The organism is Xanthobacter sp. NM-25, from assembly GCF_022138605.1.
Taxonomy (GTDB): domain Bacteria; phylum Pseudomonadota; class Alphaproteobacteria; order Rhizobiales; family Xanthobacteraceae; genus Xanthobacter.
Genome location: NZ_JACBFS010000003.1, coordinates 345,915 through 360,145, shown reverse-complemented (window position 1 = coordinate 360,145; position 14,231 = coordinate 345,915). Strand labels below are relative to the sequence as shown.

Genomic DNA, 14,231 nt, shown 5'->3' with positions numbered 1-14,231 from the left:
CTCCCTCAGCCGGCCTTCGGCGGCACAGGCTTGTCGCCCGAAGCCTTCTCGTCACCGGGGAGGATGTAGTCGACGCCCTCCCACGGCGAGAGGAAGTCGAAATTGCGGAATTCCTGGGTGAGCTTCACCGGCTCGTAGACCACGCGCTTGAGCTCGTCATCGTAGCGCACCTCCACATAGCCGGAGGTCGGAAAGTCCTTGCGCAGGGGATAGCCGTCGAACCCATAATCGGTGAGCAGGCGACGCAGCTCCGGGTGGCCGGTGAACAGGATGCCATACATATCGTAGGCTTCCCGCTCGAACCAATTGGCCCCGGCGAACACCCCGCACAGCGAGGGAACGGGCCCCTCCTCGTCGGTCTCCACCTTGAGGCGCACCCGCAGATTCTGGCGCAGCGACAGCAGGTGATAAACCACGTCGAAGCGCTTCTCGCGGCTCGGATAATCGACACCACACACGTCGACGATGCACTGGAACAGGCAGGCCGGATCATCCCGCAGGAAGGTGGCCACCTTGGTGATCTGAGCCGGATCCACCTCGAGCGTCAGCTCGCCGAAGGCCACGGCCCAACCCTTCACCGCGCCGCCGAGAGCGCCGGTGATGTGGGCGGCCAGATCTTTCAGGGTCTCGTCCATCTCAACTATCCCGTCCCGAACCTTCGCGGCTCAGCGTTCGATGGTACCGATGCGGCGGATCTTCTTCTGCAGCAGCAGCACGCCGTACAGCAGCGCCTCCGCCGTGGGCGGGCAGCCGGGCACGTAGATGTCCACCGGCACCACCCGGTCACAGCCCCGCACCACCGCATAGGAGTAGTGGTAATAACCACCGCCGTTGGCGCACGACCCCATGGAGATCACGTAGCGCGGCTCCGGCATCTGGTCGTAGACCTTGCGCAGGGCGGGCGCCATCTTGTTGGTGAGCGTGCCGGCCACGATCATCACGTCCGACTGGCGCGGCGAGGCGCGGGGCGCAAAGCCGAACCGCTCCACGTCGTAGCGCGGCATGGAGACCTGCATCATCTCCACCGCGCAGCAGGCGAGACCGAAGGTCATCCACATGAGCGAGCCAGTGCGCGCCCAGGTGATGAGGTCATCGGCGGTGGTGAGGATGAAGCCCTTGTCCGCCAGCTGGGCGTTGACCTCGGTGAAGAAGGGATCATTCGCCCCGACCGGCTTGCCGGTCGAAGGATCGATGATGCCCTTGGGCGCCGGGGCGATATCCGGCTTGGCCGCCGAAGGGGTCAGTCCCATTCCAGAGCTCCCTTGCGCCACTCATAAATGAAGCCAACCGTCAGGACCCCGAGGAAGATCATCATCGACCAGAAGCCCAGGTCGCCGAGGCCGCCGAAGCTCACCGCCCAGGGGAACAGGAAGGCCACTTCCAGGTCGAAAATGATGAACAGGATCGAGACGAGATAGAATCGCACGTCGAAGGTCATGCGGGCGTCGTCGAACGCATTGAAGCCGCATTCGTAAGCCGACAACTTCTCCGGATCGGGGTTCTGGTAGGCCACCAGGAAAGGCGACACCAGAAGGGCAAGGCCGATGACCAGAGAGACGCCGATGAAGATCACCACCGGCAGATAATCCATGAGCAATGCGTTCATGTGGCCCGCACCTCGGGACGCAGGGACCGGGACACGGAGGCGATCCGCTGAAAAGCGTGAACGCGCCGGCCTCGGTTGGAGGAGTTCGAAACGACGCCGCAGCCTTATCCCAGCGCCAGATGGGTGGCAAGTGGGCGGTTGGGTCAACCCCACCCCCTACGGGCCCACCTTCACCACAGCCAAGCTATGCAAACCCTGATCACTGGCGGCGAAAATGAGGCATCGCAAACTGTTGCATCATCGCCACAAGCCGCTGCCTCTGTCTCTTCACATGTCCGGCGACGGCCCTCCACAGGGGTCGTCGCCGATCATCAGCGGTGAGATTCGCCGCGATCTCCGGCGGTCGCCCGCAGCCGTCCGTTAGGGCAACCGCGCGGCGGAGCCGTCCTCACCGGCGAAGATCACCCCGCGGCGGCGGCCGGCGGGCTGCTGGCGCCGGCCGGTTGGCCGGCCGGTTCCCCATGTTGGCGCCGGGTCGCGGTCCGGGCTGCTGCCGCATCGCTGGGGCATTCCGCGGCTGCGGCCGCATGGCTGGGGCATTCCGCGGCTGCTGCCGCATGGCCGGCGCGTTCCGCGGCTGCTGCCGCATGGCCGGCGCGTTCCGCGGCTGCTGCCGCATGGCCGGAGCATTGCGTGGTTGCTGCCGCACCCCTGGGGCGTTCCGCGGCTGTTGCCGCATGGCCGGAGCATTGCGCGGTTGCTGCCGCACCCCTGGAGCGTTCCGCGACTGCTGGCGCACGGCGGGTGCGTTGCGCGGCTGCTGCCCCATGGCTGGCGTTGGACGCCCCTGCGGACCGACCGCCGGCCGCATGGACCCGGGCCCGGCGGCCCCGCCACCTGGACGGCCCGGCGCCATGCCCGGGCTGCCGGGACGACCAGGGGTGAATCCAGGGGCACCGGGGCCGACGCCCGGGCGGCCAGGAACCACCCCCGGTGTGCCGGGACGACCCGGACCAAAGCCGGGAGCACCGGGACCGACACCGGGGCGACCGGGCACCATCCCCGGCGCGCCGGGACGACCCGGGCCAAAGCCAGGAGCACCGGGACCGACACCGGGGCGACCGGGCACCACCCCCGGCGCGCCGGGACGACCCGGGCCAAAGCCAGGAGCACCGGGGCCAACGCCAGGGCGACCGGGCACCATCCCAGGCGCGCCCGGACGACCCGGGCCAAAGCCAGGAGCACCGGGGCCGACGCCCGGGCGACCGGGCACCACCCCCGGCGTGCCGGGACGACCCGGGCCAAAGCCAGGAGCACCGGGGCCAACGCCCGGGCGACCGGGGACCATCCCAGGCGCGCCGGGACGACCCGGACCAAAGCCGGGGGCGCCGGGACCAAAGCCCGGACGGCCGGGCACCATCCCCGGCGCACCGGGACGACCCGGACCAAAGCCGGGGGCGCCGGGACCGAAGCCCGGACGGCCCGGAACCATGCCCGGCCCGCCGGGACGCGGGCGCCAAGGTTGTGCGGGACCACCCGGGCCGGGACCGACCCATGGCCCTGGGCGCGGACCACCGCCCGGCCAGGGACCTGGGCCAGGACCAGGACCAGGCCATGGGCCCGGCCGGGGGCCGGGGCCGGGCCATGGGCCGGGGCGCGGCGGTGGGGGCCGCCAGCCCGGGTAGCCGGGCCAGACCGGCGGATAGACCCAGCCGCGGCGCCAGTTCCAGGCATTGTTCCAGGCATTGCCCACCAGAATGCCGGCGCCGAAGCCCAGCAGGCCCACGCCCGCCGCTGTATAGATCGTGGTCGGATCATAATCCGGCACATAGACCACTTCGGGTTCGGCCGGCGTGATGTAGACGGTTCGCACGCCATCATCGGTACGGGTGGTCACCACCTGCTGCGGCGTCGTCTTCAGCGCACCCGCCGCTTCCGCCTGGGCCCGCAGCAGCTGGATGGCCTCAGCCACCTGCTCCGGCTGCACGGTGAAGGCATAGCCGATGGCCGCAGTGCCATCGATCGTCTCATTGAGCTTCGTCACCACGCCCGGGAAACGGGCCATGCTCTTGACCGCCGGATCCCAGTTCAGCGCATCGACACCGGAGAAATCGCCCTTTTGCGTTTCGGCGCGATGGGCCGCCAGCCAGCGCTCGAGCTGCACCAGCTCCAGCGGATAGACCGTGGCCGGTAGAAGCTGTGCCAGTAGCGTATCGGGATAGAGCGCATAAGGACCCAGCAGCTGCTGAAGTTGCTCCAGCGTGTAGCGCGGTGCCGATGGGTCCACCGCCACCTCGGGCGCCGCATCGGGGGCCGGCATGGCCGGCGCGGACAGCCCGGGAGCGACCACCGACGGGTCCGGAGACGGGGCGCCGGGCAGCGGAGGTGCGCCGGCATCGAGGGTGGATGTGCCGGCGGCTGGTGCGCCCGCGGGTTGCGCCTGTGCCGGCAGGATGGCGCTCGACCAGCCGAACACCGCCGCCATAGCCAGGCGCGACCATCCGCCCCGTGAACCAAGGTTCCTGCTCAGCTGCATCGCCGCCCTCCCTCAACTTCGCAAGTGCTAGAAGACTAGAGGGAAGCGGCACGGTTGCCGACACAAAAAATGCACGCCGGCACGTTCCAGCGCCGGCGTGCATCGGTGTTCAAACCCAGAATATTCCTGGGATACCGCCCTACTCCGTCCCGCGCAGCGCGCTGTTGACCGCCGCCACCAGCTGCTTGAGCGAGAACGGCTTCGGCAGGAAAGCGAAGTGCTCCGAGGGCGGCAGGTTGCGGGCGAACGCCTCCTCGGCGTAGCCGGAGATGAAGATGACCTTCATGGCTGGATCGCGCGCCCGCAGCTCCTTGAGGAGGCTGGGGCCATCCATTTCCGGCATCACCACGTCGGAGATCACCAGGTCGATCTTGGGACCGCCGCGGGCCATCACCTCCAGCGCCTCGACACCGCTGGCGGCAGTGCTCACTTCATAGCCACGCGCAGACAAGGCGCGGCTGGCAAAGGCGCGGACGGCATCCTCGTCCTCCACCAGCAGGATGCGGCCCTGGCCGGTGGAATCCCCCACCTTGACCTCCGGTTCCGCCGGACGCGGCGCCTCTTCCTCGGCGCTGGGCACATAGCGGGGCAGGAACACGCGGAACACGCTGCCCTTGCCGTGCTCGCTGGCGGCGAGGATGGTGCCGCCGGTTTGCTGGACGATGCCGTAGACCGTGGAGAGCCCCAGCCCCGTGCCCTTGCCCACCTCCTTGGTGGAGAAGAACGGCTCGAAGATCTTGTCGATGATCTCGCTGGGAATGCCGCTGCCCGTATCCTCCACCTCCACCAGCACATAATCGGAAGGGGTGAGCGAGCCTTCGCCATAGGCGCCACAGGCGGCAGTGGGCACGTTGAGGGTCCGCAGGGTCAGGGTTCCGCCATCGGGCATGGCGTCGCGGGCGTTCACCACCAGGTTCACGATCACCTGCTCGAACTGGTTCACATCCACCTTCACCGGCCACAGGTCCCGCGCGTGCTGCACCTCCAGGGTGATGCGCTCGCCGATGAGGCGCCGCAACAGTTCCGACACGTCGGAGATCACGTCCGTCAGCTCGATCACCTGAGGGCGGAGCGTCTGCCGCCGGGAGAACGCCAGCAGCTGGCGCACCAGCGCCGCCGCCCGGTTGGCGTTCTGCTTGATCTGCATGATGTCGGGGAAGGACGGGTCGCTCGGTCGATGCTTGGCGAGCAGCAGATCGCAATAGCCGATGATGGCGGTGAGCACATTGTTGAAGTCGTGCGCCACCCCGCCGGCCAGATGCCCCACGGCCTGCAGCCGCTGCGACTGGGCGAACTGCACTTCCAGCGCCTTCTGCTCGGTGGTGTCGAGGGCGCACAGCGCCAGCGCGCCGTCCGCCACCCCGAGGGGCGCGCCGAACAGGCGCGCGGCGCGCCCGCCGGTGCCCGCCGCCGTCACATCGCAGGGAAGGGACGGCGCAGCACCGCGCCCCGCCTCACTGAGGAAGCCGGCCAGCGCCGTGGCATCGCGCTCCGAAACCAGGGCGGTGAGCGGCCGCCCGATAGCGGTGGCCGCATCGCAGCCGAACAGTCGCGTGAAGGCGGCATTGGCGGTGCGCAGCCGCCCCTGCGCATCCACCACCGCCAACGCCAGCGGCGCCCGCAGGAAGAATCGGTCCATCTCGCCCGCTTCGGCAGCGCCTGCCGCGGGCGCCATAACCGGGGCCGCAACCGGCGGCGCGACGGGCGCGACCGGCCGCGCGGGCGCCTCCACCTTCACCTCCGGTGCCGGCTGCGGCGCAGCAGCCGGGGCCGGCAGAGCCGCGCGCGGCAGCACCACGCCGGTGGCCTCGCCCGCCCCGTCGCTGGCGCCGAGGCACAGCAGCACCGGCACCGGGCGCCCATCCTTGCGCGTCAGTTCCACCTCAAGACAGGCCGCACCGCGACCGGCGCCCACCGCGCCGCGCACGCGGGCGAGATGCCCGGGGGCCACCACCTCGGCCAGCGGCATGCCTTCCTGCGGCCAATCGGCGAGAGGATAGCCCAAGAGCCGGCAGAACGTGACATTGGCGAGGGCGACACTCTCGCCCGCGAAGCGCGCCACACCGGCCGGTGCCCGCTCCCAGGCTTCCAGCAGCGCCGCCGCGCTCTTGAGATCCAGACCGCCGACTGTCGCCGTGGGCGCCGCACCGTCTGGGGCAACCACCGGCTCGGCGACCACCGGCGCCACCGGCGCAGAGATCAGGCGCAGCGTCCACAACACCCGTCGCGGCGTCTCCAGGGGCGCCACGGAGATTTCCACCTGCCGGCCGCCCGTGCCAGAATCCGTATCGATGAGCCGCTGGAAGCTCCGGCCTTCGGCCACCGCGTTGAGCAGCTCCGACAAAGCGGCATGAATGCCCGGCACCCGGCCCAGGAAGCGCTCCGGCGTGGGCGCCTCCCCGTTCTCGCTGCGGCACATGGTGAGGTAGGCGGCATTGGTGGCCACCACCCGCTCACCATCCTCCACCACGACCAGCGCGTCCTTGGAGGCGGCCATCACCGCCGGGCCAAGGCTATCCTGCGGCTCCGCCTCCCCCTGCCAGGCCTTCCACACCATGGAAACCGCCCAGAACGCCCCGAACACGGCAAAGCCGCCGATGAGGCCGGAGACGAACGATCCCGTCGCCTGGGAGAACAGAAGCGTTGCCAGAAAGCCGCCCGCCAGCGCCAGTACGCCGAGCCCTGCGGTTCGCAGCATCTGTGCCCGCGCACCGGTTCCCAGCATGGCAGATCTGGACCTGCTCACAGCCGCATTTGTCCTGCTCATCGCCTACCTTTCCCGGTTGCGCATCGCCGCTCGCGGCGCCCTCTCATTAGAAGAGGAGTCGCGGTCGACTCAAATCCTGCCATGATTATCAACAAAACCTTAGGTGATGGCGTCTATCGTAGAGACGCAGAGTCATCCGTTCGCTATGACTCCAAGTTCCCGTAGGCTGCGCGACGGAGGCGTGATGTTACAGCAGTTGTTCGGCGCTGAGCTGGATTTTTGGGTACGGCTCGCGATCTCGGTGGTCGTTATCGCCGTGCTGCTCGGTGCCACCATTCTCGTCATCCGCAGGCTGGGCGGTGGCTCCGGCCGGATGACGGGACGCGGTCGCGCCGGGCCCCGCCTCGCCGTCGTCGATGCCATCTCCATCGATCCGCGCCGGCGCCTGGTTCTGGTGCGGCGCGACGATGTGGAACACCTGCTGCTGACCGGCGGAACCAACGACGTCGTGGTGGAGCCAAATATCACGGGCGGGTATGTTGACACCTCCGGACTGCGGCCGGCGCTGCCCATGGAGCGGCAGGGCCGATCCGCTGCTGCGGCGACCCCGGCTGTCGCAGCTCCGGACGTGGGCGCCAGCTTGCCGCTGCGGGCGGAAGCCCCCGCCCTGCCCGCCGCCCACGCGGATGCTTTGACTGCCGCCGTCGCCGCCGCGGTCGCCCTGCCCCTGGACGACACCATCGACACCGACCGCCATCGGCGCCCGGTTCTCCCGCGCGAGCCCGCCCTGGCGGCGCCCGCCGCGGACGAGACGGGCCCGGCCCGCCGCGAGGCGCACGCCCGCGAGATGCGCGCCGGCCATGGCGCAGCCCCACAGGTCGCCGCTCCGGCCATCGCCGCCACTGAGAAACCGGTGCCCGAAAAACCGGCTGTCGCCGAGGCGCCGGCGGCAGCTGCGTCGCCGCGCGGGGCCGCCGCCGCCATTCTGGTCAATCTCAAGCGCCACCATGACCGCGCCGCCAGCCTGACGAAGACCTTGCCGAACCTTTCGGGCAAGGAGCGCGAAGCCACCGAGGCGCAGATCCGCAAGATCAACCGACGTGCTGAACAGCTGGCGCAGGAGGCGGAAGACGCCATCGCGGCCGAAGCTGCCGACGACGGCGTCGCTGCGGAGAAGGCTGCTGCTGAGAAAGTTGTCGCTGAGAAGGCCGCTGCTGAAAAGGCCGCTGCTGAAAAGGCCGCCGCTGAGAAGGCCGCTGCTGAAAAGGCCGCCGCTGAGAAGGCCGCCGCTGAGAAGGCCGCTGCTGAAAAGGCCGCCGCTGAGAAGGCCGCCGCTGAGAAGGCCGCTGCTGAAAAGGCCGCCGCTGAGAAGGCCGCTGCTGAAAAGGCCGCCGCTGAGAAGGCCGCCGCTGAGAAGGCCGCTGCTGAGAAGGCCGCTGCTGAGAAGGCCGCTGCTGAGAAGGCCGCTGCTGAGAAGGCCGCTGCTGAGAAGGCCGCTGCTGAGAAGGCCTCTGCTGAGAAGGCGGCTGCTGAGAAGGCGGCTGCTGAGAAGGCCGCTGCTGAGAAGGCCGCAGCAGAGAAGGCCGCAGCAGAGAAGGCTGCTGCTGAGAAGGCGGCTGCTGAGAAGGCGGCTGCTGAGAAGGCGGCTGCTGAAAAGGCGGCCGCCGACAAGGCCACTGCAGAGAAGGCTGCTGCTGAAAAGGCCGCTGCTGAGAAGGCCGCTGCTGAGAAGGCCGCTGCTGAGAAGGCCTCTGCTGAGAAGGCGGCTGCTGAGAAGGCGGCTGCTGAGAAGGCCGCTGCTGAGAAGGCGGCCGCTGAGAAGGCCGCTGCCGAGAAGGCGGCCGCTGAGAAGGTGGCGGCGGAGCGGGCCTTGCAGGACCAGATCGTCATGGACATGGAGGCGGCCCTCCGCGATGCGGAGGTGACGCCCCGGGCCCCCGCCCAGGACCCGCGTCCCACCCTGCGGCCCGCGGCGCGGCTGGAGACGCCGGAGACCCCGCGTACGGCACCTGCGGTGGAACCCCGCCTCAAGGAGATGGCGCAGCGGCTCGACGCCGCCTTGGCCCGCCCCATCGACAGCCGCCCGGCCGAGGACAAATTGCATCTGTCCCTCTCCGACCTGCTGGAAGATATCGAGGGGAGCGTCGCCAGCGCCGCCCGTCAGGAGCGCCAGCAGACCAGCGAGCCGCAGCGCCGGCTCTTCGGGACGCCCCGCGAGCCGGTGGCCGCGCCACCCGAGCGACCGCGCGCCGGTTTGTTCGGACGCCGCCCGCGCCTGCCCGGCACCGAGGAGACCGGGCACACCGCGCCGGCTCCGGAGGGCACCAGCGCTCAGCCCGCCCCAGTTGGCGAGAGCCGTCCGCGCGAGCTGCCGCGCTTCTCCCGCGCGGCCGGCGAACTGACCCCGCCCGAGCGGCCGGCCCGCGGCTATGCACCGGTCGACCCAATGCGCGAACCCACGCCCGTGCGGCCGGCGCGCGAACCCTTGTTTACCGCGCGGCGGGCCACGCCCGCGGCCCTCTCGGCGCCCCCCGTGGTGACGCCGGAGCCGAAAGCCTCCGCCGAGGAGCCGGATTTCCTCGACGATTTCGATGCGGAGATGGCAAGCCTGCTGGGCCGCACCCCGCCGCGGGAGCGCTAGACCACAGAATGTGAAAAGGGCCGGCACCGAAAGGCGCCGGCCCTTTTTTTTTGCTGCGGGATGAGCGGCCCACCGACTGCCCCGACGGCGGGCGGGCCACGGTTTTCCTGCTCAGTCGTCGCGATAGACCCGTTCCCGGCGTTCGTGCCGCTCCTGAGCCTCCAGCGACAGGGTCGCGATGGGCCGAGCTTCGAGCCGCTTCAGGGAGATGGGCTCGCCGGTGTCCTCGCAATAGCCGTAGCTTCCGTCCTCGATCCGCTGCAGCGCGGCGTCGATCTTCGCGATCAGCTTGCGCTGGCGATCGCGCGCCCGCAATTCGATCGAGCGGTCGGTTTCCGATGAGGCCCGGTCCGCAAGGTCCGGATGGTTCTGGTTCTCATCTTGAAGGTGCTGCAGGGTTTCACGCGCTTCCCGCAGGATGTCGTCCTTCCAGCGCAACAGCTTCAGGCGGAAATACTCCCGCTGCCTGTCGTTCATGAAAGGCTCGTCATCGTGGGGCCGATAGTCCTCGTCGAGTTGGATCGACATCAGCCGTGTCCCTCATAACGCGTCGTTGATCCCCGCGGTGCAGGGGAACGCCAGGCCGGCCGTTGGCGATAGCGAGAGCGGAGCCTGCACCGTCGACGAACTGGAGTGGCGGCCGCGCGGGGGCCCCGCAAGACGGACACACGCTCCAAGGTCGCCGCGCTTATATCGGCGCCGCCGCCCCACGACAACTCCCCCCTGCCGCAGCGCGTGCACCGTCTGCGGGGGTCGGGACTTGACGGGCGGCCGGCGACTGCCGACCCTGCCGGTGATGCGGTGCGGTGCGCTCCTGCCCCTGCCGCGGGGAAGAAACGGGGATTCGCGCCGATGCGCTTCGAGGGTACCGAGAGTTATGTCGCCACCGATGACCTCAAGGTCGCCGTCAACGCCGCCATCGTGCTTGAGCGCCCCCTGCTGGTGAAGGGCGAGCCCGGCACCGGCAAGACCGTTCTCGCGCAGGAGGTGGCCGCCGCCCTCGGCGCGCCCCTGATCGAGTGGCATGTGAAGTCCACCACCAAGGCGCAGCAGGGACTCTATGAGTATGACGCCGTCGCCCGACTGCGCGACAGCCAGCTCGGCGACCCCAAGGTGCACGACATTGCCAATTATATTCGCAAGGGAAAGTTGTGGACGGCCTTCACTGCGCCTCAGCGCCCGGTACTGCTGATCGACGAGGTGGACAAGGCCGACATCGAATTTCCCAACGACCTGCTGCAGGAACTCGACCGCATGGAGTTCCACGTCTACGAGACCGGCGAGCAGGTGAAGGCGCACCAGCGCCCGGTGGTGATCATCACCTCCAACAACGAGAAGGAGCTGCCGGACGCCTTCCTGCGCCGCTGCTTCTTCCACTACATCCGCTTTCCCGATGCCGAGACCATGCGCGCCATCGTCGAGGTGCATTTCCCCGGCATCAAACAGCGCCTCGTCTCGGAGGCGCTACGGCTGTTCTACGACCTGCGGGAGGTGCCGGGCCTCAAGAAGAAGCCCTCCACCTCCGAGCTCATCGACTGGCTGAAGCTGCTGCTTGCCGAGGACGTGGAGGCGGACACCCTGCGCGAAAAGGACGTGCGCAAGACCATTCCGCCGCTGCATGGCGCGCTGCTCAAGAATGAGCAGGATGTCCATCTGTTCGAGCGGCTGGCCTTTCTCGCGCGGCGCGAGCAGCGTTGATTGTGGATGCCGCCAGCGTCGTCGCCCTGCTGGCGGCGCTGGTGCCCCTCGCTCTGTTCTGGGCCCTGCTCCATCGCCGCAGCCGCGGCGATGGCTCTTCCCCCCATGCGGCGCGGCCACAGGCAGCCGCCCGGTCCGCGATCGATGATGTGGGGCGTGACGACGTCGAAGGCGGCGAGCGCCACCCCACGCCCGCGCAGGATGACACCACGCCGCAGGACGAAACCACAGCCGCAGGCGGCGCTGCGGCCGCCGCGGCGGGCGGCGCCGTGGTTCTGGGCTATGATCTGGCGCGGCGGGCCGAGCAACGGCGCGAGGAGAAGGCGACAGGACGCGCCGATCAGTGAAAGAGGAGATGGGCCGCGCCTGGAGCGCGGCACGCGCTCCCACGGGGCCGGCTGCCCAACCTCAGCACCCGCACGGGCCGATGATCAGCACCAGGACTTCACCAGCTGGGCGTCACCACCAAGCTGTCACCACCAAGCTGTCACCACCAAGCTGTCACCACCAAGCTGTCACCACCAAGACTTGCCCATGTTGAACGTGTAGCTCAGCGAGACGCCCGCCTTGAACTGGCTTTCGTCGCTGGTCAGGGGCGAAGCGGCCGCGTCCCCCAGCAGATAGCCATAGGTGCCGTAGACCCCCGCCTCGAAGCCGTTGCGGAAATTGTAGGTCACCTGGGCGGTGGCGGCCACCGCATCGAACCCGGCGCCGGCATTGAACACCGGCAGCGGATTACCCTGCAGGGTCGCCGAAAGCGACTGCAGCGGCGTGATGCCGAAATAGGTGCCCATGTAGCCGCTGCCCGCGTAGGACAGGCGCGGCCCCACCGCGAACCGCCAGCGATCCATGGTGTAGATGAGGTCGGCCGCGAGATCGCCGGTCACGCCGTCGAACCCGCCCATGCCGTAGCGCAGTTCACCGCGCAGGCGCAGCCACTGGAAGGGATACCATTCGGCGAAGCCACCGGCTTCGATCGACATGTCCACATCGCCGAGACCGGTCAGGCGATCGGAGGAATCCTCGTCGCGACCCCAGTCCAGCCGCCCGACGGCGCCCACCCGGAAGCTGCCGGTATCCAGCAGCGCCACCGAGGGATTGTCGTCGACACTGCGGAACACATTGAGCCCGCTGGCCTTGGAGATGGAGAAGATGGCGCCCGGCCGAAAGGCGTAATCGTCCGCGCCGGGATAATCGGGCTCCACCCGGCCGGAGACACCGATGGTCAGATACCAATCCTCGGCCGAGGGCTTCGCCGCCGGGGCAGCGCTCGAAGCGTAAAGATCAGCCGCGGCTGCAGGACCTCCCGCGGCCGCCGCCAGCATGAGACCCGCCACCCCCACCGACAGCATCGCGTCCCGGCACCACAACATGGCAGACCTCTTGCCTTCCCGATCTCGTGCGCAGCTCTCGCCTGTATGCAGCGCGCTTGCGCGGTGCCGAACCTCGTCCAACGCACGGGCGCAACGGCCCCGCCGGACAAACCGGAATCCGCCCCCTATTTAGCGGCGAACAAAGCCCCTTGTGGTGGCAAAAAAGACACGCATCCAAAGCCCTTGGCGGGCGGCCGAGGCGGCTGCGCGCGCCAGCCGCCGCCTCGGACCCGTTCGTCAAGCCGCGCGCTTCACGCAGCTGGCGTCACATGGGGCCCCAATAGCCCGCCGGGCCCCATGGCCCGGGCCCCCAGGGGCCGTAATCGAAGGCCATCTGCTGGTTCATCATGGCCGTCATCTGCTGCTCGTTGGCGAGGTTCTGCGCAAAGGCCATCTGCTGGTACTTCTGGAAGTTTTCCTGCGTCCCATAATAGAGGCAGCCGCACACGGTGGGGTCCGCATAGAGGTAAAGCGGCTGCCCGCCCTTGTTCTGAACCACGAACTTGTGCGGCGGCAGCTTCCGGAGTGACGCGGCCTTCTGCGGCGTGTCCGCCACACGCACGCTGAAACCCGCCGCCGACAGCATGTTTTCCTTGTCCTGAACCGCAGTCACGCAGCCCGTCGCCGAAAAGGCGACCAGGGCGAGGGCGGCGAAAGCAATGGGTTTCACGCGCGACATCTCCCGCTCGAATTGTGGATCATAAGCGCGTGACGGTACCATCGGATGCTTGGCGTTCCAATCGAGGCGGGTCCCATTGGAGCAGTTCCAACCGGCACATCACAGGCCGCTTGGTGCCGGAATGACCGCCAAAATGGACGCGATGGCCGCCCGCGCCCCCTTCCCGTCTTTGGAAGACGACACCTATCCTTTTCATCGCAATGAACGGGACATCGCCACCTCCATGCGCCTCTCAATATTCACCCGCTCCCGCACCTGGATCGTGGCAGTGCCACACCAGAGTGCACCCGAACAAAAATCCACCTCTAGCCAAGAGATGGATACCTCCACTCACAAAGCATCACCTGTTGCTTCAGCAGCGGAAGACCTGATGTCGTTTTTCGGTGCGCAAATTGGCGCAGGTCATGGACGCTCTATTGATTTCACCGCAGCCTTCGTCCGTGATCCTGTCGGTCGTGCCGATACCGATCACCGTGCGCGAAAGGCCAAGACGATGACCGATCAAGCCCAGGCTCCCCACAGCACCCTGGCCGATGAAACCTTCATGTCCGCGGATGATCTGCGCGCATACATGCTGGAGCTCGAGCAGAACAAGCTCAACAAAGAGCTCGCCGCCATGGACAAGGAGGACAAGGCCCGCGAGGAGCTGGTGAAGAAGCTCGCGACGCCGGTGGACCTGACCCCGGACCTCATCCACGCCATCGCCCAGAATCTGATCACCAAGATGCGGCTGGCCGCCCAGCGCGGCGAGACCGAGATCATGGTCCTGCGGTTTCCCAACACCCTGTGCACGGACAAGGGGCGCGCCATCAACAATGCCGAGGACGGGTGGCCCGAGACGCTCACCGGCCGGCCGCGCCAGGCGTTCGAGCTGTGGCGCGACTATCTGCGCCCCAACCACTACAAGCTCAAGGCCATGATCGTCGATTGGCCCGGCGGCATGCCCGGCGACGTGGGCTTCTTCCTCAGCTGGGCCTGAGCCTGTCTCCGGGCCCCGGACCGGCGCCCGCACCACCACAAGCCCGCCGCGCCACCGGCGCCGCGGCGGGCG

The 14,231-nt window shown here is 68.6% G+C and carries 12 protein-coding genes; 4 read left to right on the top strand and 8 right to left on the bottom strand.

What is annotated here, in order from left to right:
• Positions 1-5: 5 nt before the first annotated feature.
• From MEU52_RS10445 to MEU52_RS10420, 5 genes are all read right to left on the bottom strand, one after another.
• Positions 6-635 carry an NADH-quinone oxidoreductase subunit C gene (locus tag MEU52_RS10445; protein ID WP_238121214.1) on the bottom strand — a complete coding sequence of 210 codons (630 nt, stop codon included), beginning with the start codon at positions 633-635 and terminating at the stop codon, positions 6-8.
• A gap of 30 nt (positions 636-665) precedes the next feature.
• The gene (locus MEU52_RS10440; protein WP_238121213.1) at positions 666-1,250 is read right to left on the bottom strand and encodes a NuoB/complex I 20 kDa subunit family protein; all 585 of its coding nucleotides are present in this window, start codon (positions 1,248-1,250) and stop codon (positions 666-668) included.
• Positions 1,241-1,606: an NADH-quinone oxidoreductase subunit A gene (locus MEU52_RS10435; protein WP_238121212.1), complete on the bottom strand. Its 366-nt coding sequence runs from the start codon at positions 1,604-1,606 to the stop codon at positions 1,241-1,243. Before MEU52_RS10435 ends, MEU52_RS10440 begins: the two co-directional genes overlap by 10 nt.
• 388 nt (positions 1,607-1,994) lie before the next feature.
• A complete protein-coding gene (locus MEU52_RS21810; RefSeq protein WP_273546157.1) occupies positions 1,995-4,082 on the bottom strand; it encodes a DUF3300 domain-containing protein in 2,088 nt (695 codons plus the stop codon).
• 139 nt (positions 4,083-4,221) lie between these two features.
• Entirely contained in the window at positions 4,222-6,807 is a 2,586-nt protein-coding gene (locus tag MEU52_RS10420) for a response regulator (protein ID WP_238121211.1), read from the bottom strand.
• 226 nt (positions 6,808-7,033) lie between these two features.
• On the opposite strand from MEU52_RS10420, the gene MEU52_RS10415 reads away from it, so the two are divergent.
• Entirely contained in the window at positions 7,034-9,430 is a 2,397-nt protein-coding gene (locus tag MEU52_RS10415) for a flagellar biosynthetic protein FliO (protein WP_238121210.1), read from the top strand.
• A 111-nt stretch (positions 9,431-9,541) separates the two neighbouring features.
• Here the strand turns inward: MEU52_RS10415 and dksA are convergent, their stop codons facing one another.
• A complete protein-coding gene (dksA, locus tag MEU52_RS10410) occupies positions 9,542-9,958 on the bottom strand; it encodes an RNA polymerase-binding protein DksA (RefSeq protein ID WP_238121209.1) in 417 nt (138 codons plus the stop codon).
• A gap of 324 nt (positions 9,959-10,282) precedes the next feature.
• On the opposite strand from dksA, the gene MEU52_RS10405 reads away from it, so the two are divergent.
• Together MEU52_RS10405 and MEU52_RS10400 are read left to right on the top strand one after the other, a co-directional pair.
• Entirely contained in the window at positions 10,283-11,128 is an 846-nt protein-coding gene (locus tag MEU52_RS10405) for an AAA family ATPase (RefSeq protein ID WP_238121208.1), read from the top strand.
• Positions 11,125-11,475, top strand: coding sequence for a hypothetical protein (locus MEU52_RS10400; protein WP_238121207.1), 351 nt, complete (start codon positions 11,125-11,127; stop codon positions 11,473-11,475). Before MEU52_RS10405 ends, MEU52_RS10400 begins: the two co-directional genes overlap by 4 nt.
• 168 nt (positions 11,476-11,643) lie before the next feature.
• Here the strand turns inward: MEU52_RS10400 and MEU52_RS10395 are convergent, their stop codons facing one another.
• Together MEU52_RS10395 and MEU52_RS10390 are read right to left on the bottom strand one after the other, a co-directional pair.
• Positions 11,644-12,501 carry a MipA/OmpV family protein gene (locus tag MEU52_RS10395; RefSeq protein WP_238121206.1) on the bottom strand — a complete coding sequence of 286 codons (858 nt, stop codon included), beginning with the start codon at positions 12,499-12,501 and terminating at the stop codon, positions 11,644-11,646.
• A gap of 265 nt (positions 12,502-12,766) precedes the next feature.
• Positions 12,767-13,171 (bottom strand): hypothetical protein, encoded by a 405-nt coding sequence (locus tag MEU52_RS10390; RefSeq protein ID WP_238121205.1) that lies wholly within the window; start codon positions 13,169-13,171, stop codon positions 12,767-12,769.
• 502 nt (positions 13,172-13,673) lie between these two features.
• On the opposite strand from MEU52_RS10390, the gene MEU52_RS10385 reads away from it, so the two are divergent.
• Complete coding sequence (locus MEU52_RS10385) at positions 13,674-14,159, top strand: hypothetical protein (protein WP_238121423.1); 486 nt, start codon at positions 13,674-13,676, stop codon at positions 14,157-14,159.
• The last annotated feature ends 72 nt before the right edge of the window (positions 14,160-14,231 follow it).

Excerpts from the sequence above, each read along its gene's own strand:
- MEU52_RS10445 (WP_238121214.1), bottom strand. The coding sequence starts at position 635 with ATGGACGAGACCCTGAAAGATCTGGCCGCCCACATCACCGGCGCTCTC.
- MEU52_RS10440 (WP_238121213.1), bottom strand. The coding sequence starts at position 1,250 with ATGGGACTGACCCCTTCGGCGGCCAAGCCGGATATCGCCCCGGCGCCC.
- MEU52_RS10435 (WP_238121212.1), bottom strand. The coding sequence starts at position 1,606 with ATGAACGCATTGCTCATGGATTATCTGCCGGTGGTGATCTTCATCGGC.
- MEU52_RS21810 (WP_273546157.1), bottom strand. The coding sequence starts at position 4,082 with ATGCAGCTGAGCAGGAACCTTGGTTCACGGGGCGGATGGTCGCGCCTG.
- MEU52_RS10420 (WP_238121211.1), bottom strand. The coding sequence starts at position 6,807 with ATGCTGGGAACCGGTGCGCGGGCACAGATGCTGCGAACCGCAGGGCTC.
- MEU52_RS10415 (WP_238121210.1), top strand. The coding sequence starts at position 7,034 with ATGTTACAGCAGTTGTTCGGCGCTGAGCTGGATTTTTGGGTACGGCTC.
- dksA (WP_238121209.1), bottom strand. The coding sequence starts at position 9,958 with ATGTCGATCCAACTCGACGAGGACTATCGGCCCCACGATGACGAGCCT.
- MEU52_RS10405 (WP_238121208.1), top strand. The coding sequence starts at position 10,283 with ATGCGCTTCGAGGGTACCGAGAGTTATGTCGCCACCGATGACCTCAAG.
- MEU52_RS10395 (WP_238121206.1), bottom strand. The coding sequence starts at position 12,501 with ATGTTGTGGTGCCGGGACGCGATGCTGTCGGTGGGGGTGGCGGGTCTC.
- MEU52_RS10385 (WP_238121423.1), top strand. The coding sequence starts at position 13,674 with ATGACCGATCAAGCCCAGGCTCCCCACAGCACCCTGGCCGATGAAACC.